At 70.9% G+C, this 21510-nt stretch carries 14 protein-coding genes; 10 read left to right on the top strand and 4 right to left on the bottom strand.

Annotated elements, in window-relative coordinates:
- Positions 1-301 precede the first annotated feature (301 nt).
- The 8 genes from IEZ20_RS09000 to IEZ20_RS08965 all read left to right on the top strand — a co-directional run bounded on the left by IEZ20_RS09000 (position 302) and on the right by IEZ20_RS08965 (position 12368).
- A complete protein-coding gene (locus tag IEZ20_RS09000) occupies positions 302-1465 on the top strand; it encodes a DegT/DnrJ/EryC1/StrS family aminotransferase (RefSeq protein WP_189296164.1) in 1164 nt (387 codons plus the stop codon).
- Positions 1462-2592, top strand: coding sequence for a Gfo/Idh/MocA family protein (locus IEZ20_RS08995; protein ID WP_189296162.1), 1131 nt, complete (start codon positions 1462-1464; stop codon positions 2590-2592). The genes IEZ20_RS09000 and IEZ20_RS08995 overlap by 4 nt, the downstream gene beginning before the upstream one ends.
- A 103-nt stretch (positions 2593-2695) precedes the next feature.
- Positions 2696-3394, top strand: a complete 699-nt coding sequence (locus IEZ20_RS08990; protein WP_189296161.1) for an HAD-IA family hydrolase — start codon at positions 2696-2698, stop codon at positions 3392-3394.
- 294 nt (positions 3395-3688) lie between these two features.
- The gene (locus tag IEZ20_RS08985; RefSeq protein WP_189296275.1) at positions 3689-5002 is read left to right on the top strand and encodes a 3-deoxy-7-phosphoheptulonate synthase; all 1314 of its coding nucleotides are present in this window, start codon (positions 3689-3691) and stop codon (positions 5000-5002) included.
- A gap of 145 nt (positions 5003-5147) precedes the next feature.
- Positions 5148-8153 carry a 3-phosphoshikimate 1-carboxyvinyltransferase gene (gene aroA, locus IEZ20_RS08980; RefSeq protein WP_189296159.1) on the top strand — a complete coding sequence of 1002 codons (3006 nt, stop codon included), beginning with the start codon at positions 5148-5150 and terminating at the stop codon, positions 8151-8153.
- Positions 8154-8233: 80 nt separating this feature from the next.
- Positions 8234-9403, top strand: coding sequence for an acyl-CoA dehydrogenase family protein (locus IEZ20_RS08975; protein ID WP_189296157.1), 1170 nt, complete (start codon positions 8234-8236; stop codon positions 9401-9403).
- A complete protein-coding gene (chcA, locus tag IEZ20_RS08970) occupies positions 9400-10242 on the top strand; it encodes a 1-cyclohexenylcarbonyl-CoA reductase (protein ID WP_189296154.1) in 843 nt (280 codons plus the stop codon). Before IEZ20_RS08975 ends, chcA begins: the two co-directional genes overlap by 4 nt.
- Before the next feature lie 44 nt (positions 10243-10286).
- Complete coding sequence (locus tag IEZ20_RS08965; RefSeq protein WP_189296152.1) at positions 10287-12368, top strand: oxidoreductase; 2082 nt, start codon at positions 10287-10289, stop codon at positions 12366-12368.
- 75 nt (positions 12369-12443) lie between these two features.
- Here the strand turns inward: IEZ20_RS08965 and IEZ20_RS08960 are convergent, their stop codons facing one another.
- The gene (locus tag IEZ20_RS08960) at positions 12444-15230 is read right to left on the bottom strand and encodes a helix-turn-helix transcriptional regulator (protein ID WP_229895986.1); all 2787 of its coding nucleotides are present in this window, start codon (positions 15228-15230) and stop codon (positions 12444-12446) included.
- 1168 nt (positions 15231-16398) lie between these two features.
- Here IEZ20_RS08960 and IEZ20_RS08955 point away from each other — a divergent pair.
- Positions 16399-17817, top strand: a complete 1419-nt coding sequence (locus IEZ20_RS08955; protein ID WP_189296148.1) for a hypothetical protein — start codon at positions 16399-16401, stop codon at positions 17815-17817.
- A 309-nt stretch (positions 17818-18126) separates the two neighbouring features.
- Positions 18127-18807, top strand: a complete 681-nt coding sequence (locus IEZ20_RS08950; RefSeq protein ID WP_189296146.1) for a class I SAM-dependent methyltransferase — start codon at positions 18127-18129, stop codon at positions 18805-18807.
- A 408-nt stretch (positions 18808-19215) separates the two neighbouring features.
- Here IEZ20_RS08950 and IEZ20_RS08945 read toward each other — a convergent pair whose 3' ends face one another.
- From IEZ20_RS08945 to IEZ20_RS08935, 3 genes are read right to left on the bottom strand one after another with little or no spacing between them, the layout of a single operon-like run.
- On the bottom strand, positions 19216-19509 hold the full coding sequence (locus IEZ20_RS08945; RefSeq protein ID WP_189296144.1) for a DUF1330 domain-containing protein: 294 nt from the start codon (positions 19507-19509) through the stop codon (positions 19216-19218).
- Between the two features lie 33 nt (positions 19510-19542).
- The gene (locus IEZ20_RS08940; protein ID WP_189296142.1) at positions 19543-20976 is read right to left on the bottom strand and encodes an MFS transporter; all 1434 of its coding nucleotides are present in this window, start codon (positions 20974-20976) and stop codon (positions 19543-19545) included.
- Positions 20973-21335, bottom strand: a complete 363-nt coding sequence (locus IEZ20_RS08935) for a MarR family winged helix-turn-helix transcriptional regulator (RefSeq protein WP_189296274.1) — start codon at positions 21333-21335, stop codon at positions 20973-20975. The genes IEZ20_RS08940 and IEZ20_RS08935 overlap by 4 nt, the downstream gene beginning before the upstream one ends.
- Positions 21336-21510: the final 175 nt, after the last annotated feature.

Below are 21510 nucleotides of genomic sequence, written 5' to 3'. Positions count from 1 at the left end.
TTGACAGGCGGACACCCGTACTCGGTATGTCCGCAGTCACAAGGGGGAACATAGGGGGGTCCCCCAGGGGAATGACGCCCCGCCAACCGCTGGGTTAGCGTGCCAATCGCGACGACCGGGCCCCGCCGGCCGGTGGTCGTTCGGCCTGCCCGGCCAGGCGCGCGGACCGCGCCGAGGTGGTGTTCCGGTGCCGGCGTCCGGGTGGACACCCGGTCCCTGAGGAGCTGTTCCGTGTCGTGCCCTCCGTGGCGATCGCTGCGGTGGCATTCGCATGTGCGTAGACCGAAGGAGTAAGAACAGCATGAGCAGTGGTGTGCAACTCAGTTCGGCCCTTCCGGTGTGGCCGCAGTACGACGACGCGGAGCGGACCGGTCTGATCCGTGCACTGGAGCAGGGCCAGTGGTGGCGCATGGGCGGCGGAGAGGTCGAGGCGTTCGAGCGGGAGTTCGCCGAGTACCACGGCAGCGAGCACGCGCTGGCGGTCACGAACGGTACGCACGCCCTCGAACTGGCCCTGGAGGTCATGGGTGTCGGCCCCGGCACCGAGGTGATCGTGCCGGCCTTCACCTTCATCTCCTCGTCCCAGGCCGCTCAGCGTCTCGGCGCGGTCGTGGTGCCGGTGGACGTGGACCCGGAAACGTACTGCATCGATCCGGCCGAGGCCGCGAAGGCCATCACGCCGAGGACCCGCGCCATCATGCCGGTACACATGGCCGGCCAGCTCGCCGACATGGACGCCCTCGAGAAGGTGGCGGCCGACTCCGGCGTGCCGCTGATCCAGGACGCCGCACACGCGCAGGGTGCCACCTGGAACGGCCGGCGGCTCGGCGAGCTGGGCTCGGTCGCCGCGTTCTCCTTCCAGAACGGCAAGCTGATGACGGCCGGCGAGGGCGGAGCGGTGCTGTTCCCGACCGCCGAGATGGCGGAGCACGCCTTCCTACGGCACAGCTGCGGACGCCCGCGGAACGACCGCGGCTACTTCCACCGCACGTCGGGCTCCAACTTCCGGCTCAACGAGTTCTCCGCCTCGGTGCTGCGTGCCCAGCTCGCGCGCCTGGACGGGCAGATCCGGACGCGCGAGGAGCGCTGGCCGCTGCTGTCCTCGCTGCTCGCCGAGATCCCCGGCGTGGTGCCTCAGCGACTGGACCGCCGGGCCGACCGCAACCCGCACTACATGGCCATGTTCCGGGTGCCCCGCATCACCGAGGAACGGCGCGCGCGGGTCGTCGACACCCTCGTCGAGCGCGGTGTCCCCGCGTTCGTCGCGTTCCGCTCGGTCTACCGCACGGACGCCTTCTGGGAGATGGGCGCCCCGGACCTGTCGGTGGACGAACTGGCCCGCCGCTGCCCCCACTCCGAGGCGCTGACGACCGACTGCCTGTGGCTGCACCACCGGACGCTGCTCGGCACCGAGGAGCAGATGCACGAGGTCGCCGCCGTCATAGCCGATGTCCTCGGCTCATGACCGTGGCCGACCTCGACGGCAGGCCGCTCCGCACCGCCGTGGTGGGCCTCGGCTGGGCGGCTCGGTCCATCTGGCTACCGCGGCTGCGCCGTCACCCCGACTTCACCGTGAGCGCCGCGGTGGACCCCGACCCGGCCTCGCGCGCGGCCGTCACCGCTGACGCCCCTGACACTCCGGTCCTGACGGCCATGCACGACGTGGATCCCGCAGAGGTGGACCTGGCCATCGTGGCAGTCCCCAACCACCTGCACTGCGAGATCGCCGGTGGCCTGCTGCGCAAGGGCGTCCCGGTCTTCCTGGAGAAGCCGGTATGCCTGACGGCGGCGGAGGCGGAGCAGCTGGCCGAGGCCGAACGTGCCGGCGGTGCACGGCTCCTGGCGGGCAGCGCCGCCCGCCACCGCGCCGACGTCCGGGCCCTGCTCGCGAACGCCGACGACGTGGGCACCGTCCGCCACATCGAGCTGTCCTGGGTGCGTGCCCGGGGCGTGCCGGACGCGGGCGGCTGGTTCACCCGGCGTCACTTGTCCGGCGGCGGGGCGCTCGTGGACCTGGGATGGCATCTGTTCGACATCGCCGCTCCCCTGCTGGGCTCGGCGGAGTTCACGCAGGTCGCCGGTATGGTCTCGGGCGACTTCATCGCGCGGGACACCGCACGGGTCTCCTGGCGCGCGGAAGGGGCCGAGCAGGACCGGGAGAGCGAGCGGGCGGCAGGCGGGGTCATCGACGTCGAGGACACCGCCCGCGCGTTCCTCGTCACCGACAACGGTGTCTCACTGTCGCTGCACGCGAGCTGGGCCTCGCACGAGGAGCGCGACATCACCCGCATCCGGGTCGACGGCAGCGCGGGCAGCACGACCCTGCGCTGTACGTTCGGCTTCAGCCCCAACCGCCTGGAGCACCCGGAGCTGACCCGCACCGACGAGGGGCGGACCCGTGCCGTCACGGTGCCCGCGGAGCCGATCGGCACGGAGTACGACCGGCAGCTCGACGAGTTGCTCGCCCAGCTGCGGGGCCCGGCCGGTCCGCGCCGGGCCATCGAGGAAGCACGCCGCACCATCGACGCCATCGAGCGGATCTACTCCGCGGCCCGCGCCGTACAGGAGAGAGCCGAGCAGCGCCGGCCGTGACCGGCACGGCCGGCCGCCGGGTCGGCCTGGCTGCCGTCCCTGTCGGACGGCAGCGGCCCCCGCCCCGTAGCCGCCGCCCCACGAGAGAGAGCAGCACAGCGCCATGGACAGTCTTGGAACCAGCCAAGGCCTCGCCGCCTACGACAACCGTGCGGAGCCGATCAGCGCGGTCGTCTTCGACCTCGACGGAGTACTCGTCAACAGCTTCGCCGTGATGCGCCAGGCGTTCACCACCGCCTACGCCGAGGTGGTGGGGGACGGCGACGCACCCTTCGAGGAGTACGAACGGCATCTGGGCCGCTACTTCCCCGACATCATGCGGATCATGGGGTTGCCGCCGGAGATGGAGGCCCCCTTCGTCCGTGAGAGCTATCGGCTCGCCCACCTCGTCCCGGTCTTCGACGGCGTACCGGAGATGCTCGGACAACTGCGGGCACGCGGTGTCGGGCTCGCCGTCGCCACCGGCAAGAGCGGACCGCGGGCGCGTTCGCTCCTCGAACAGCTGGGCCTGCTGCACCTGTTCACCGTCGTGATCGGCTCAGACGAGGTGCGGCGCCCCAAGCCGGCCCCCGACATCGTGCTCAAGGCGCTGGGGGTGCTCGGCTCCGACCCCTCGCGGACCGTCATGGTCGGCGACGCGGTCACCGACCTCGCCAGCGCCCGGGACGCCGGGGTCGCCGCCGTCGCCGCCCTGTGGGGCGAGACCGACGAGGAGACCCTGCTCGCGGAGAAACCCGATGTCGTACTGCGGACACCGGCGGAACTGCTCGAAGTGTGCTTCGGCAGCGCCCGAACGCTTTGATCCCACGCACTCGGAGACCGTCGATGAGGGGGGCGTAGGGGTTCCCCAGGGGATGGGGGTGAGGGTCTGTCGATGGAAAACCCGGACTTTGCGCGGTCACGGGACACCGGCGTCTCGACCGGACCCGATGAAACGAATCCGACCACCGAGGATCACCGCTCCTGGAATCCCGACCTGTCACGGCACCCCGCGGAGGCTGCCGGAGGGTCTTCGAAACTTCACTCTCCACCCTTCTCAGTCATAGCTCGACCGATATTTCACCGGAGACTCGACGTGGGAAAAGCCGTGACGGAAATGCGTAAGCCGGCCCTGCAACAGCCCGAGTGGGACGACCCGTCACAGGTCCGGCGCATCCGGGAGGTGCTGGCCGCACGTCCGCCGCTGGTCAAGGCGGAGGACGTGCACGCGCTGCGGACGCTGCTGGCCCAGGTGGCCGACGGCAGCGCCCTCGTGGTGCAGGCCGGCGACTGCGCCGAGCACCCGGGTGAATGCGACGCCGCGCACGTGTCGCGCAAGTCCGCGCTCCTCGACATGCTCGCCGCGACGCTGAAGACGGCCACCCACAAACCGGTCGTACGGGTCGGACGCATCGCCGGCCAGTTCGCCAAGCCGCGCTCCAGTCCTTCGGAACGGATCGGCGACCTGCAACTGCCGGTCTACCGGGGTCACATGGTCAACGGTCCCGAACCCACCCCGGAAGACCGCCGGCATGATCCGCTGCGCCTCCTGACCTCGTACATGACGGCCGGCGACGTCATGGAGCACCTGGGCTGGCGCGCCCCCGCTCCCTTCGGTCACCAGCCGCCGACCGAACCCCGGATGTGGACGAGCCATGAGGCGCTCGTCCTCGACTACGAGCTGCCCATGATCCGTGAGCTGGGTGACGGACGCCGCTGGCTCGGCTCGACCCACTGGCCGTGGATCGGCGAGCGGACCCGTCAGCTGGACGGGGCACACCTGCACCTCGCCGCCGGCATCGTCAACCCGGTCGCGGTAAAGGTCGGTCCGGCGACCACGGCGGAGGAGATCACCCTCCTGTGCGCGCTGCTCGATCCGCTGCGGGAGCCGGGCCGTCTCACGCTGATCGCACGCATGGGCGCCGATGCGGTCTCCGAGAGGCTGCCCGCGCTCGTGGAGGCGGTCCGGCTGGCCGGTCACCCGGTGATCTGGCTCAGCGACCCCATGCACGGCAACACCGTCACCGGCCCGGACGGTCACAAGACCCGCCTGCTGGAGACCATGGCACGGGAGATCCGGGGGTTCCTCCGGGCCGTGACCGGGGCCGGCGGCACGGCGGGCGGACTGCACCTGGAGACCACCCCCGACGACGTCCTCGAATGTGCCACGGACGTGTCCGTGTTCGAGAGGGAGACCGTCCGGCGCACCAGCCTGTGCGACCCCCGGCTCAATCAGGAGCAGGCGGTTTCACTGGTCTCCGTCTGGGCCGACGCGGACATCCGGCCCACCGCGCCCGGAGACGGGTCACGGGTGGCCCAGGGAACGCAGGGAAGCCCGCGCGCCCCGGGCGACCGGGAAGTGCTGTCCGTGCCGGAATACCGAGAGTTCAGGACCCGCAGCCGCGCAGAGGTGTGGCTCAACCAAGCCTAGGGCGACGAACGTCGGACCGTGACAGGCCGGCGCCCCTTCTCTCTTCCGCCGCCCTGCCGCTTCGGCTTCGGTGCGCCGTGAGAATGCAGAGCGTTTCCGTTTCCTGTCCCGGCCTCCTGCCCATTGCCAGGGAGTAAGAGGACCCATGCACCTTCTCGTCAACGGAATTCAGCACCGGGTGACCGGTGAGATTCTTGTCCCGAACTCGAAATACCACGCGCACCGTGCGCTGATACTCGCCTCGCTCGCCGAGGGCGTCAGCCGCATCCGTGGTCTGTCCGACGCCCGGCACGTCGAGTACACGGTGCGGCTGCTGCGCGACCTCGGCGTGAAGATCGCCAAGGAGGGTGACACCTTCGTGGTGCGGGGACTCGGCGGGCGGTACACACCGCGCCGGGAGGCCGTGTCCGCAGGCAGTTCCGGCACCACGCTGTACTTCATGATCGGTCTGGCCTCCCTGTCGGACCGCGCTGTGTCGGTGACCGGGCAGAAGTATTTCAAGCGACGCCCGGTCGGCCCGCTGCTGCGCGCCCTGGAACAGATGGGTGTGCGACTGGAGTCGGCCGACGACTGCCCGCCCGTCCGTGTGCAGGGCCGCAGGCCCACAGGCGGTCACGTCACCATCGCGGGAACCCTGTCCCAGTGGATATCCGGCCTGATCCTGCTGGCCCCGTTCGCGACGCGGCACACCACCATCGAGGTGGAGGGTGAGCTCAACGAGCGCCCCTACCTGGAGCTGACGGTGGCCATGATGCGGCAGTTCGGCCTCCAGGTGACCGTCTCCGAGGACTGGCGGCGCTTCGACATCGAGCCCGGCCAGCGGGCACACGCCGTCGAGCTGGCGCTGCCGCCGGACATCGGCTCGGCGGCGTTCGGCATCGCGACGGCCGCCCTGCACCCCAGTGACGTGCTGCTGCGCGGGATCACCACGCTGGAGGGCGGCCCGGCCGACCACCCCGAGTTCCACTTCCTCGACGTCGCGCGCTCCATGGGCATCCCGATGGAGGTCGACGAGACGGCCGGCGGACTCCGGATCCGGCAGGACGCGCCACGGCTCACCGCGGTCGACGTCGACTGCCGCGACATCCCTGACATGCTGCCGATCCTGACGACCCTCGCCACGTTCGCACGCGGCGAGTCGGTGTTCCGCAACATCGCGCACACCCGGCTCAAGGAGTCCGACCGCGCCGCCGCCATGCTCCAGCTCAATGCCATGGGCGGCCGTCTGGAGCTGTCGGAGGACGCACTGCGGGTGCGCGGCGTGGACGGCCTGACCGGCGCCAGGCTGTCCTCGTTCAACGACCACCGCATCCTGATGTCGCTCGCGGTGGCGTCGTCGCGGGCACGGGGGCATTCGACGCTGACGTATCCGAACGCGCACCGCATCTCCTATCCGACGTTCCTCGACTCGATGAACACCCTCACTGTGCCCATGTCGGTGCAGGACGGCTCGGCGGTCCCCGCCGGGGACCGTGCCCCGGAGACCGAGCCCGAGGCCGTGGGCCCCGAGGCGGCCTCGCGGGTCACGCTGCCGCAGTGGCTGCGCCGACGGGCCGAGGCCCGGCCCGCGGACACGGCCGTCGTGGACGTGCGCTCCGACCGTGACGAGGTGATCACCTGGAGCGAGCTGGCCGAGCAGGTGGACCGCGCGGCGGCCCTGCTGCTGCGGCTCGGTGTGCGACCGGGCGAGAACGTGGCGTACCAGCTCCCGAACCGCGTCGAGTTCGTGGTGCTGTCACTGGCGGCACTGCGCATCGGGGCCGTGTGCTGCCCGGTCATCCCCTTCTTCCGCAAGCGCGAGGTCGGTTTCGTCCTCAGGCGCTCCAGGGCACGGGTGCTGGTCGTGGCGGACCGTCACCGCTCGCGCCGGCCCGCCGAGGAGGCACTGGACCTGGTCGCCGAGAACGGCTCGGAGCTGGATCTGGAGCACGTGGTGGTCCTGGCCACCGCGGGCGGCCCCGCCCAGCTGCCCGAGTCTCCCGCGGGCGGGACGGCCGTGTACGACTGGGAGCAGGCGCTGTCGGCGACAGTGGTCGACCGCGCGGCGCTCGACTCCCTCGCGCCGGCCCCCGGGATGACGGCGCAGCTCCTGTTCACCTCGGGAACCACCAGCGAGCCCAAGGGTGTCACGCAGCCCACGCGCAACCTGGTCAGGGCCGTGGCGATGGAGATCGGGCACCTCGGGCTCGGCAGGCAGGACGCGATCTGGGTGCCGTCGCCGCTCGCCCACCAGACGGGCTTCCTGTACGGCATGGTGCTCGCCCTGGTGCTGGGCGTGCCGCAGATCCTGCAACCGGAGTGGGACGCCAAGCGGGCTCTGCAGTCGCTCAACGACCACCGGGCGACGTTCGTGCAGGCCGCGACGCCGTTCCTGTCCGACCTGGTGAAAGCCGTGGAGGAGAGCGGGGAGACACCGCAGCACCTGCGGGTGTTCGTGGCGGCGGGGGCCATGGTGCCCCGCCGTCTTGCGGAGCGCGCCGGGCGGGTGCTGGGCACCGACGTGTGCGGGGCGTTCGGCACCACGGAGACCTGCCTGGGCGCCCTGTCGTCACCCCGCGACGAGCCCCGGCAGCGCTGGGGCTCCGACGGCCGCGCACTGGACGGCATCGAACTGCGGATCACGGACGACGAGGGGCTGGTGCTGCCCGCGGGCGAGGAGGGCAACTTCGAGTTGCGTTCCCCCACGGTCTTCGAGGGCTACCTCGGGCGTCCCGATCTCACGTCCGAGGCGTTCACCGAGGACGGCTGGTACCGCACGGGCGATCTGGCGACGCTCGACGCCGAGGGCTTCCTGCGGATCACCGGACGGGTGAAGGACGTGATCAACCGCGGCGGCGAGAAGATTCCCGTCGCCGAGATCGAGCAACTGCTGTTCGGACATCCCGCGGTGGACGACGTCGCGGTGGTCGCCATGCCGGACGAGCGCCTCGGCGAACGCGCCTGCGCCTTCGTGGTCCCGGCCGGCGGGGCGGAGCTCACCTTCGAGGAGATGCGGCGGTACCTCGACGGACACGAGGTGGCCAAGCAGTACTGGCCGGAGCGTCTGGAGCGGATCGATGCCCTGCCCCGCAACCCGATCGGCAAGGTGAAGAAGTTCGAACTGCGGGCCTTGGCCCGGGGTTTCCGGCCGCACGACGAGCGCGCCACCTGACACCGCCCGTCCCGCCGCGGTGTCCGCCGTGGCGGAACGGACAGCAGACCGGACCGACGCAACGAGAACAGAGGCGGTACATGACGGACAACCAGCGGTTCCACGAGCTGCGTACCCAGGTCGAGCAGTGGGTGGAGGGGCCTGGTGAGCAGTGGGCCGAACGCATCGAGGAGACCGGGCGGGTACCCGAGGAGCTGTGGGCCGAGCTGAACGGCTTGGGGTTCCTGCGGATAGCCGCTCCCCGGGAGTACGGCGGCCTGGGCCTCGGCTTCGCGCGCTGGATGGAGCTGATGGAGATCTTCTCCCGCTCGCACGGCTCCGTGCGCATGATCGTGCACGTGGTCAACGGCATCTGGCGGTCGATGGACGGCCACGCCGACGACGAGCAGCGCAAGCGCTTCGTCATCCCCTCGGTCACCGGCGAGATCAAGATCGCTTTCACTCTCACCGAGCCGGGCAACGGCACCGGCGCGGACATCACCACGTCGGTGGTGCGCGAGGGCGACACCTACTACCTCTCGGGGCGCAAACACCTGATCACCTTCGGGGTGCGCTGTGACTACTACCTGCTGGCCGCCCGGGTCGAGGGCAGCACCGGGCACGAGGGCACGGTGGCCCTGCTGGTGCCGCGTCACGCCCCGGGCGTCACGGTCGTTGACACCTCCGACACCATGGGTGTCACCGGGACCGACCATGCGTCGCTGACCTTCGACCGCACCCCGGTGCCGGTGGACCACCGGCTGGGCGCGGAGGGCCAGGGCCTGGAGGTGTTCCTCGGCGGCTTCCTCACCCCGTCCCGGATCTCCGTGGCGATGAGCTGTGTCGGGCTCGCGCAGCGCGCTCAGCAGCTGGCTGTCGAGTACGCCCGCAACCGCGTCACCTTCGGCAGGACGCTCACCCAGCGACAGGCCATCCAGTTCATGCTGGCGGAGAACGCGGCGGACATCGAGGCCGCACGGCAGCTGGTCCTGCACGCGGCTCGCCGCTTCGAGGAGGGTGCGGACGACGCTTCCATGCAGTCGTCGATGGCGAAGATGCACGCGGTGACGATGCTGACGAACGTCACCGACAAGGCACTCCAGGTGCACGGCGGGCTCGGATACTGGAAGTCGCAGAAGATCGAGCGTGTGTACCGCGACGCGCGTGCCCAGCGCTTCGAGGAGGGCACCAACGAGGTGCAGAAGGCCGTGGTCTTCCGCGAGCTGCTCCAGCGTGCCACGTCCCGGGACGGAGAGGTGACGATCCGATGAACAGCCCTCACCAGCAGCAGACGGCCGACCGCGGGCAGGTCTCCCTGATCACCGGGGCCTCGCGCGGCATCGGCCGCACCCTGGCCCTCACCCTCGCCCGCCGGGGTGGCACCGTGGTCGTCAACTACAAGAAGAACGCCGACCTGGCACAGAAGACCGTCGCCGAGGTCGAGGAGGCCGGTGGCCAGGGCTTCGCGGTCCAGGCGGACGTCGAGACCACCGAGGGGGTCACGGCGCTGTTCGACGAGGTGGCGCAGCGCTGCGGGAGGCTCGATCACTTCGTCTCCAACGCGGCGGCGAGCGCGTTCAAGAACATCGTCGATCTCGGCCCGCACCACCTGGACCGCTCGTACGCGATGAACCTGCGGCCCTTCGTGCTGGGGGCGCAGCAGGCCGTGAAGCTGATGGACAACGGCGGGCGGATCGTCGCGCTGTCCTCCTACGGCTCGGTCCGCGCCTACCCCACCTACGCGATGCTCGGCGGCATGAAAGCCGCCATCGAGTCATGGGTGCGGTACATGGCGGTGGAGTTCGCTCCTTACGGCATCAACGTCAACGCGGTCAACGGCGGTCTGATCGACTCCGATTCGCTGGAGTTCTTCTACAACGTCGAGGGCATGCCGCCCATGCAGGGCGTCCTCGACCGCATCCCCGCGCGCCGTCCGGGCACCGTGCAGGAGATGGCCGACACCATCGCCTTCCTGCTCGGCGACGGAGCGGGTTACATCACCGGGCAGACCCTCGTGGTCGACGGCGGGCTCAGCATCGTCGCGCCGCCGTTCTTCGCGGACGCGGGTGAGGCGCTCGAGCTGCCGCCCCGGCCGACGCGGGACGCCTGACCGGAAGAGCCGGCGACCGGAAAGCCGACAAGAGGAGACGGCAGGTGTTGGACCACGTCTTCAGGCCTTGCGTGATCGGTGGCCTGACAGTGCCGCACCGCATCGTCATGGGTGCCATGCACCTGAATCTGGAGACCCTGGACGACGGCGGCGCGGCCCTGGCCGCGTTCTACGCGGAACGTGTGCGGGGCGGTGCCGGCCTGATCGTCACGGGCGGCTCCGCGGTGGACGCGGCGGGTTCCGGGGGCCCCGGTTACGGCGTGCTCGACGACGAGGACCACAGGTCGGCGCTGCGCCGGGCCGCCCGTGCGGTGCACGACAGCGGAGGTCTCATCGCCCTCCAGCTCTTCCACGCCGGGCGGTACGCGCTGCCCGGCTCCCCCGGTGCGGACGGCGCCGTGCCGCTCGCGCCGTCCGCCGTGTACAGCCGGTTCTCCCGCACCACACCGCAGGCGATGACCGCGCGGCAGATCGGCGAGACCACCGCCGCCTTCGCCCGGGGTGCCGGCGCGGCCTACGACCTGGGCTTCGACGCGGTCGAGGTGATGGGCTCCGAGGGCTATCTGATCAACCAGTTCACCGCACCCCTCACCAACCGCCGCGACGACGCCTGGGGCGGTGACGCCGAGCGGCGGCGGCGCTTCCCGGTCGAGGTGCTGCGGGCCGTACGGGCCGCGGTGGGACCGGGCTTCCCGGTGCTCTTCCGGATGTCGGGCGCCGACCTGGTCGCCGACGGTACCCCGTGGGCGGAGACGGCCGCGCTGGCCGTCGCGCTCGCCGATGCCGGTGCCGACGCCCTCGCGGTGGGCGTCGGCTGGCACGAGTCGCCGGTGCCGACCGTGCAGGCGCAGGTGCCGACGGGGACGTGGGCCGTGTACGCCCAGCGGATCAAGCGGGCACTGCGGACGGCGGGTCACGACGCGCTGCCCGTCGTCGCCTCGAACCGCTTCAACCAGCTCGCGCAGGCCGAGGAGGTGCTGGCCGCGGGTGACGTCGATCTGGTGGCCATGGCCCGCCCGTTCCTTGCGGACCCGGCCATCGTCGGCAAGTCCCGCGCGGGGGCGAGCGCGTCGGTGGACCTCTGCATCGCCTGCAACGAGGCGTGCATCGACCGGTCCTTCGGCACCGAGCGGGTGTCCTGCCTGGTCAATCCGCGGGCGGGATACGAGAGCGACTTCCCGGCCGGCCGCTCCCCCGCGCGCCGGGGCAGGTACGCCGTGATCGGAGCGGGAGTCGCGGGACTCGAGGCGGCCCGCACCCTGGCGAGGCTCGGGCACGAGGTCGAGGTGTACGAGGCGGCGGACGAGCCCGGCGGCCAGTTCCGGCTGGCCGCCCGGGTGCCGGGCAAGGCAGACTTCGGCGCGACCGTACGACGGCGCGCGCAGGAACTCGACGGTCTGAACGTGCCTGTGCACCTGGGGCACCGTGTCGGTTCGCGGGACATACCGCTCCTGCGCACCATGGACGGGGTGGTCGTCGCCACCGGGGTCCGTCCCCGTCGGCCGGACCTGCCCGGCGTCGCACTGCCGCACGTGCTCGACTACGCCCAGGCGTTCGCGGACCCCGGAGCGCTCGGCCCGCGCGTCGCCGTCATCGGCGGCGGTGGGATCGCCGTCGACCTGGCCCACCTCCTCACCAGCGGCTCCGCCGCCGCCCTCACCCCGGAGGAGTTCCTCTCCTCCCGCGGCCTCACCATGCCACTGGAGGCGGGTGCGGGGGCACGGACCGCACCCGCCGCCGCAGAGGCTGCGCGGCAGGTCACGGTGATGCGGCGCGGCGGCAGGATCGGCACCGGAATCGGACCGTCCACCCGGTGGGTGGCCATGGAGGAACTGCGCGCCGGCGGTGTGCGCCTGCTCACCGACGTCGTGTACGAGGAGATCACCCGCGGGGGTGTCGTCGTGGAAGCCGCAGGGGAACGGCGGTTGGTCGCCGCCGACCATGTCGTCCTCGCCACGGGTCAGGAGAGCCGGCGGGATGTCGTCGCCCTGCTCCACCAGGCCGGGGTCCCCTTCGAGATCGCCGGTGGCGCCGCCGACGCCCGGGGGCTCAACGCCGTACGGGCCACCGCGCAAGGGCTGCGCGCCGCGCACCGCATCGTGGAGCGGACCGCATCGCGGGGGTAGGGCCGAAGGGTCGGTGGGCGAGGATCCGGACGGTCCTCGGCCGATGCGGAGCGTGGCGTCGTCGAGCCGGGCGGATCAGCCGGAGTCGGTGCGCAGGTAACCCGGCAGACTCTGGCGGTTCTTCACGGCCAGTTTGCGGTAGACCCGCGTCAGGTGCTGCTCGACCGTACTGGGCGTGATGAACAGCTTCTCCGCGATCTCCCGGTTGGTGTACCCCATGACCGCCATCGAGGCGATCCTGCGCTCGGAGTTGGTCAGCGAGGCGATGGCCGTGGTCCTCTCCTCGTCCTCCGTCAGGCCCGCCTCGGCACTCGTGTCCGGCAGCAGTTCCCTGCACAGGGGTTCCGCCTGACAGAGGTGTGCCACCCTCCAGGCACGGCGGATGATCACCCGTGCGCGGCGGTGTTTGCCCAGCGCGTGGTAGGCCCTGCCCAGATCGGACAGGGTCCTGGCCAGCTCGTAGGTGTAGCCGTCCGCCTCCAGGAGGTCCGCGGCCTCACCGAGCAGGCGCGGGCGCTGCCCCAGCGAACTGAACACGGCCATCAGGCGCAGGGCGAGCGCCCGGCTGACGGTGTCCTCCGGCCCCGGAAGGGTCAGCTGCTCCTTCATCAGGCGTTTGGCCTGGTCTCGGTTGCCCTGCAGCAGCCACGCCTCGGCCGCGCTGCTCCGCCAGGGCACGATGCCGGGCAGGTCCAGTCCCCACTTGCCCATGAGTTCGCCGCAGGAGAGGAAGTCCCCGAGCGCCGCGCGCGTCCGGTTCATGGCCAGGTGGTAGTGCCCGCGGGCATACAGGTAGTGCAGTCCGTACCGGCTCTGGAACATCTCGTCGGGGATGCTCCGGTTGACGAGGGCTGTGGCCTCGTCCAACTCCCCCATGCGGGTGTGAGCCAGGATCAGTGTGCCCAGGGGCAGGCCTACGGCGGTGCCCCATCCCTGGACGGACACGTGCTCCAGGGCCGATGTGCCCCGCTTCACCGCCTCCCGGAGATCACCTCGGCGCAGCCGGATCTCCGCCTCGGCGGCGTCCAGGACGCCCTGCCACATCGGAGAGAGGCGCCCGGTGTGGCGTTCGTCCAGGCTCCGGCACCGGTTGGCGGCATCGCTCAGCCGGCCGCCGTAGACGAGGGACATCAGCGCGAGGAGGGTCGCTTCCTCGGCCCAGGGGGCGTTGTGGTTGAGGTCGAGCTGGCCGAGGACGTGCGAGGCCCACTCCTGCGTCTCGCCGGTGCGCCTGCGGACGAGGCCCCCGGAGAGCGCGCCGATCGACTGCAGCCAGAAGCTCCGGCCCCGGGTGGTGGGTGCTCCCTCGGGACCGGTGGGCACGGGCCCGCTCTGCGCCCGTCCGGCGAGCGGCGGGTAGGTGCAGGCCAGCCAGACCTCCATGTCGTGCAGGTCCGCCGGCTGCCTCGGCGTGCCGGGCCCGGGTGCGATGGCCGCGGACGGTGGGCGCGTCGCCCGCTTGCGGAGCAGCGCGAGGATCTCGGCGGCCTCCTGCGTACGGTGCAGCCACAGCAGTTGCCGTACGAGCAGCATCGTCTCGTGGGGATCCAGTTGATCGTTGCGAACGGCCTCGGTGAGCGCGATCAGGTGCCGCAGCGAGGCCGGGGGGCTGAGTTGCCATTCGGCCTGGGCGAGCCTGGCCCGGACCTCCCAGCGGTCCCTCTCGTTCGTGCACGACTGTTGTGCCGAGTTCAGGTAGCGCAGGGTGCGTTGCACCTCGCCGTGCAGCAGTGCCTCCGAAGACGCCTCCAGCAGCACACGCAGCGCCCAGGGCTCCGACACCCGACCGGCCTCGGCCAGATGGTGCGCGGCGTCGGCCGCCGGAGCACCCTGGTCGTAGAGCAGTCGCGCGGCCCGGTGGTGCAGTTGCTCCCGGTCCCCGGGGGCCAGGTCGTCGAGCACGGTGCGCGCGGCCAGCGCGTGCCGGAACCGGCCTGCCCACAGCAGCCCGGCCTCGGTCATGGCGCGCTGCGTCCGCTCGATGGTGCCCGCGTCCGTGTCGACCAGTGCCCCGAGGTCCTGCGGTGAGGCGTCGTCGCCGTAGACCGCCATGGCGCGAGCCACCCGCAGGGTGTGGGGTTCGCTGCGGTGCAGACAGTTCAGCAGTGCACGCCGGTAGCCCTGTTGGCGGTCCCCGCCGCCTATGTGCTCGTCGTGGATCAGGGCGTCGAGCAGCAGGGGGTTGCCGCCGCTGTAGGTGAGGAACGTATCGCTCAGCTCGCGGGCGGCCCCCGTGCCGAGGCGCAGACCGATCAGGGTGCGCACGGCTTCCGGGGAGAGCGGTGTGAGCCGGGCGGACACGACGGAGGACTGGCGCAGGAGTTCGGCATGGAACGGACGGTGCGTCCCGCACGGCTCGGCGCGCTCGGTCAACACCATCAGAAGCGGTGCCGAGCTCAGCCGGCGGACCAGGTACAACAGGCACTGCTGCGACGCGGCGTCCATGTGGTCGACATCATCCACGCACACCACGACCGGTGTGGTGGCGGCCAGTTCGATGACGGGCAGGAAGAGGTCGTACCAGATGTCGGCCCTGTTGCGCTCCACGGTCTCGTGCATGCTCTCGGGCCGGGTCGACCCCATGAGCCGGCGCAGCACCGGTGAGATGCGGCTGCGCAGTTCCGTGGGGAGCGCCGGACTGTCGAACAGTTGACCGAGGGCCCCGAACGGCAGATCCCGCTCCTCGAAGGAGCAGACGGCGTTCAGCGGGATGACCTCGACGGACTGGGCGTACTCCGTGACTTCGCGCAGGAACTCCGTCTTGCCCGCACCCACCGTCCCCTCCACCAGGAACACCTGCCCTGTCGGCTGCGGGTCGGCCAACCACGCCCGGACGCGGTCGAGTTGTTCCTCGCGTTCCATCAGCACGGTTCGCCGCGTTCCGTACGAACCGGAACCAGCAGGCGGGGCCACCGGCGGCATCCCCTTCATCATGCCCCCTCCCGCACCACATTCGGACTGCCAGCATTCCGCACCGCCGGAGCGGATAACACGGATAAGGAGTTCATGCATCTCCCTGAGTGACTGTTCACGCTGTTCCAGGAGCCACATTAACCCGATCAACTACCTTTTCGATAGTGACGCATTTTGTACGCACAACGATCACATAAGACAGGCCCAGCTGCACCGATCGTCGCACTCCGACCCCGGTCAGACACCCAGGGACACCATCGCGCTCCATTTTTCAACGAGATTGACGGGGTGTTTTCGGACGATGGTGCGCGGGATGGAGGAGCCGACGACGAAATGAATCATGGGGAAATAATGCCCAGGAAACGATCAAGATCGAAATGTTTCGACGCGGTTTCGGGGCCCGGGATGCCTATTTTCAATCGCTTGCTGATCATTTCAGAATGAGACGCGAGGGCCGCGACCGCCCCATGACCAGCCCGCCCCCGGACGGAACGAGACGCTCTTCAGCGCGGCCGGCGACGGGCCGGGCCCTGCACCCGGGTGCTGTGGCGTGGTGCCGGGGTTCGGGGGGTCCTCCCACTGATCTACCACCTCGACGTAGCGGGGAACGACGGCGGGAACCCGCTCAGACGCCCGCCGAGTTCCGCCCCGCTGCCTAACCATCCCCATGGCGACCACCAGATGGCCCACATGAGCACAGTCTCCCCGGGCTTGGCCGTCGCCTCGTTTCTCCGGAAACCTCTGTCACCCGGGAACGGGTACCGCTCACCCGCGGGCGGGCTGAGCCGCCCGGGTGCCACGCACTGCGCTCAGGCCGTGAGCAGGTGACAGGTCATGGCCGCCGACGCCCTCGCGAGTCGCCGGAACACCCGCACCTCAGACAACAGTGATTGGCCGAAACCGCCTGCACACACACGAAGCCACGCGTTAGAGTCGGTGTTCGGACCCGGGTCGTCGCTCGTAGCGATGACACCAGTCGAATCAGGCTTCCACGCTGTCCGGGGATGCGATTGCACCGCGCCCACCAGCAGCTCCCCTCCTCGTCTGCCGTCAACTTCGGCTGACCGCGCACCGTTGGAGCTTCCCTATGACCGCCGCCCAGGCATCCGTATCTGCCGTGCCACGCGACTTCTTCTGCGAGCACTCGCGCAGCAAGAGCCGGGTACTCGTCCTGCTGGCGCACCCGGCCGGGCCCACCTGCCTGCAGACCGTCCTGACCTGCCGCGACGCGCTCCTGGCCCAGCATGCTGCGCTCCTGCTCTCCCTCTCCGCCCTCCATGGTGCCCTCACCCCGCGTCAGCAGGCCACGGCACACAAGGTCGTCACGGCGCTGCCGGACGCCCCCGCCGCCTCCTTCCGGCAGGCTCTTGAGCGGGCTCGGGCAGGCGTATGGCCCACCAACGCCTCGGCGATATTCACCTGGCCCGCCGACGATCCTCTCGACCGGGTGCATGAGGACGGGCAGGAGGAGGAGGTGCCCGTTTCCGGGACCCGCTCGCCGGGCGATGCCCGGCTGGCCGACCTGCCCGGTCCGGTCGTCCGGGTGGTGCAGCTACGCGAGTTCCACGTGTACGACCAGGCCAAGGCACTCAACGCCGCAGCAGCCTGCGGCTGGCAGCCGCTGCCGGACGAGGAACTGGGCGAGGATGATCCGGACGACCTGGTGGGCGCCGTCATGTTCGCCGCGGAGACGACCGGCGAGCTCCCCGGGACGGACTGCCTGACCGACGCACAGGAGGGCCACCTGCTGCTGTCCGCACGAGGAGACGAAGTGGCCGACTGGTCCGCCGAGCCCGTCCGCGCCGACTTCGGGGCAGGCTGGCGGCTTCGCCAGGTCCCCAACCCTCACGCCGCAGTGCAGCGCACGGCCGACGCACCGCCCGCGTGCAAGGAGCCGCAGCCGGACTTCGCCTCCCTCTTCCCGCGCCCCGCCGCCTGCGGCTGCGAGAAGGACGACTGCGAGAAGTGCAGCTGGTGGCTCACCCCGCGCACGGCCGACCGGCTCTTCTGCGCGCTCGCCTGGCTGGCGGACACGGCCTACGACGACGTGGCAGAGCTGCGGGACCGGCCCGTCATCGATGAGGACGACGGCACCTGGGGCTTCTTCTCCCGTCTGCCGCGCGTGACCTGGCACCAGGGTCGTCAGTGGCGGCGCGGCGTGGCCCGCGCCTGCGACGACCTGGCGGGCGACCTCGCCCGCGGCCAGTGGCCTCAGCCCACCTGTGCGGCCGAGGAGATGGTTCTGCATCTCGCTCTCGACGACGCACCCGACGGCGCGGAGTTCGCAGAGGACTCCCCGTCCCACACGACACTGCCCACACACCGCGACGACTACGACTTCGATGCCTGCTCGGAGCTGTTCTTCCCCGACCACGACGTACTGCGCCTGTACGACCGCCGACACAGCGACACCCCGGAAGCCACGGTGAGCTCGCAGGAGTCCTGCCCCATCCCAGCCGCCCTGCAACCGGACGAGTGGTTCGAGGATTTCCTCAACGTGAACCCGCGCTCGCCGGAACGCGGATTCCGCCGCTGAAGCACACGAAGGCTCTGAACGGCTCCTTCGCCGACCCCCGCGTACTGCGGATCCGGCGCGATGCCACCATCGTCGCCGATCTTGCTCTCGGCGGCTTCGGCGACCGACCTGGGGTACGACGGGCCAGTGAGAAGCGCTCGCCCTCGCACCACGGCGCCTCCCTGCCTCCCCAGCGACGGAACATACGTTCTTTGACTCGTTGGGGAGGGCTATCCCGGGCCTCACGGCCTTCCTCGCCCCTTGGACGCCGTTTTGCCGGAGTGGCAACAGGAGTGGCGTGACCGGACCACGATGGGTGACGTTGGGCCCGTGACCGACGACATCACAGCGGGATCGCCTGCGGCTGACACTTCTTTGCCTGACGACGGATACGTCGGAGACCCCGCGGTGCGGGCGGAGTGGGACAACCGATACGCCGACCGACAACAGTTGTGGAGCGGCCGGCCCAACGGTGCGCTCGTGGCCGAGGTCGCCGGGCTCACGCCCGGGCGGGTGCTCGACGTCGGCTGCGGCGAGGGCGCGGACGCCGTCTGGCTCGCGCGCGGCGGCTGGGACGTGACCGCGCTCGAGGTCTCGGGCGTGGCGCTGGAGCGGGCGGCCGGGCACGCGCGGGACGCAGGCGTCGCCGTTCGCTGGGTACACGCCGCGCTGACGGAAGCAGCGCTCCCGCCTGCCTCCTTCGACCTGGTCTCCGCGCAGTATCCAGCCCTGCTGCGCACCCCCGACGCCGCAGCCGAGCGAGCGCTGCTCGCGGCCGTCGCGCCCGGCGGCGTGCTGCTGCTCGTCCACCACGCGGGGATGGACACCCGGCAGGCGCACGACAGCGGCTTCGACCCGGCTGACTACGTCTGGCCATCGATGGTCGCCGCCCTGCTCACCGACGACTGGAAGGTGGAGGTGAACGAGCAGCGCCCCCGCATGGCACCCGACGGCGGCGCCGGCGCGCACCATACCGACGACCTGGTGCTGCGTGCGCGACGGCTGCGCTGAGCCCGGCAGGGCTGAGCAGTGGTCAACCTTCGACGGCAAACGGTCAAGGTTCGCTGTCACAGGTCACCGGGCTCACAGCTGGCAGTCTCCGCTACCGCCAGGTGCGGCCCAAGGTGGCCACGAGGATGATCGCTGCCAGGCGTTCACGGTCCCGGCCGGTCATAACGCCCGCCGCCCAGCGGGCGTTATGACCTCCCTCGGCGGGACCACCCGCCGAAACAGCGTCCACAACTCGTCCGGCGCCCACCACTGCACCAGATCCGTCATGCACGACTCGACGAGCGATCACGCCATCAGGATCGGCGTCCGAACCGCGCACGAGTCCCGCCCGCGCCACCAGCCTGCTCCGTGCCCTGCTGGTCCTGACGAACATGGTGGATCTTCAGTGAGGATCCGACTGCACCTCGGTCAGTCGATGCCTTCGACGATGCGGAAGTCGCGCTCGACGCCGTCGGAGAGGGCGGCCAGCGCCTCCTGGTAGGCCGCACTCTCGCGCGCCGCGACGGCCTGCTCGAAGCTGTCGAACTCGACCAGGACGGTGCGCTCGGCGATTCCGGCGTCGTACGCCACGACCCGACCGCCGCGGACGATGGTCCGACCGCCCCCGGCCGCGACGGCCGGAGCGGCCAGCCTGTTGTAAGCAGCCAGCTTCTCAGGGTCCGCAATGGTGCGGTAGACGCTGACCCAGTAGCCCTTAGGCATGGAACCTCCAGTGTGGGGATGAGTGCATCCGACTTACGGATTGGTCCCGGACGGGCGTCGGAGGACGAGAGCGAGGCTTGTCAGCGTCGTCATCGCCATGGCGCCGATGCCGACCAGCGCCGCGGTGGTGTAGGCACTGTCGTCGGGGAAGAGGTGGCCGGGGCCGGTGCCCGCGGCGAGGATCAGGCCGCCGATGGCGCTGCCCAGGGAGTACCCGACGCTGCGGACGACGTAGTTGAAGCTCATGGCGCTCGACGTCTCGCTCTTGGGGGTGACGGCCAGGATGACGCCGGGCATCGCGGCCGAGAAGCCGCCGACGCCGAAACCGAGCACGCCCATCGCCGCGAACAGTTCGGCCAGGTCCGACCGGGCCGCCGCGAACAGGGCGAACCCGCCGCCGACCACGACGGCGCTGCCGGCCAGGAGCAGGGGGTCGGCGATCCGCGTCCGGACCCGCGGCGCCAGCTTGCCGGCGACGAACCCCAGCACCGAGAACGGGACGAGGACCAGCCCGGCGACGAAGGTCGTCAGCCCGAAGCCGTAGCCGGCGCCGTGCGGCGTCTGCGCGTACCGGGTGACGAGCGTGAGCAGGAGGTACATGCCGATCCCGCCGACGAACATGGCGAGGTTCGCCCCGGCGACCGCCGGGTGCCGCATCGCCCGCACATCGACCAGGGGCGTCGTACTGCGCAGCTCGATGACGGCCCAGACGCAGAGCAGCACCACCGCGACCACGGCGAGGCCCGCCGCCACGGCGAGGTGCCGGCTCCACAGATTCCGTTCGCCGGCGAGGAACAGCACCAGGAGCAGCGCAGCGGCCAGGACGACCGCGCCTGCCACGTCCACGTGGGCGGAGCGGCCTTCGGGGGCTTCGGGAAGGGAGCGCCACGCGATCAGGAGGGCGGCGGCGGTGACGACCAGACCGAGGCCGTAGGCGGCCCGTACCCCACCGAGTTCGGCGAGCAGTGCGGCCAGCGGGTAGCCGACGCCGGCCCCGATGATCGAGACCACCGAGATCAGGGCGATCACGGCCGCGCTGCGCTCCTCGGGGAGGTGGTCCCGGGCCACGCCCATCATCAGCGCCGTCAGCCCGAGCCCGACACCCTGGGCCGCCCTGCCGGCCAGCAGCCACGCGAACGGCAGCGGCAGCACGGTGAGCGCACCGCCGGCGACGACGACCGCCAGCGTGGCGAGGATCGTGGCCCGCCGGTGCGGGCCGGCTCCGAGCCGGCCCAGAACCGGCGTGGCGACGGCTCCGCTGAGCAGCGCGACGGTCAGCGTCCACTGCGCGCTGCCGAGCGAGACGTGGAACGAGGTCGCCACGCTGGTGATGAGCGGCGTGCCGAGGCTGCCGACCGCCGCCACGACCAGAGCGATGAACATCAGGGCGGGAACCAGGAGCCGCGCTTCGGAACGCGCCACCGGGAACGCCTTCCCCGCGACCCCGCCCACCGGTTGCCCGGTCACGGCTTCGGCCCTTCGCGGTCCTGGCTTTCGAGCTCTGCCAGATGCTTCAGCGCCGGAAGGGCCGCCACCAGCGCCTCGACCTCGTCGCCGGTGAGCCCGCCGATCAACCGCTCGAACGCGTGGACGCCCGCCTGGCGCCGCGTCCGGACATAGGTGGCGCCGGCCTCGGTCAGGCACACCAGCGTGACCCGCTTGTCGGACGCGTCGCCCCGCCGCTCGACCAGGCCGGACTCCTCCATCACCCGGATCAGGGCGGTCATCGCGGGCTGGGTTACGCCCTCGACCGCGGCCAGATCGGTGATGCGCCGCGGGCCGGTCCGGTCCAGGGTGGCCAGGGTGGCTGCGGACGTCAGGCTCATGTCCCGGGGCAGGCGTCTCGCGGCCCTGGTGGCCAGGTTGTAGAGGGCTTCCCCGATGGCGGCGAACGAGCCAACAGGCGTGTCTTGAGGACTCATGCGTGAAGCATAGCATTTTTATATTCATAGTTTATGGAAATAGGCTTCTCCCACCCCGGCGGTCAGGCGCGACGAAGGG

The organism is Streptomyces cinerochromogenes, from assembly GCF_014648635.1.
In the GTDB taxonomy this organism is placed as follows: Bacteria; Actinomycetota; Actinomycetes; order Streptomycetales; family Streptomycetaceae; genus Streptomyces; species Streptomyces cinerochromogenes.
This window is presented reverse-complemented; position numbering and strand designations above follow the sequence as displayed.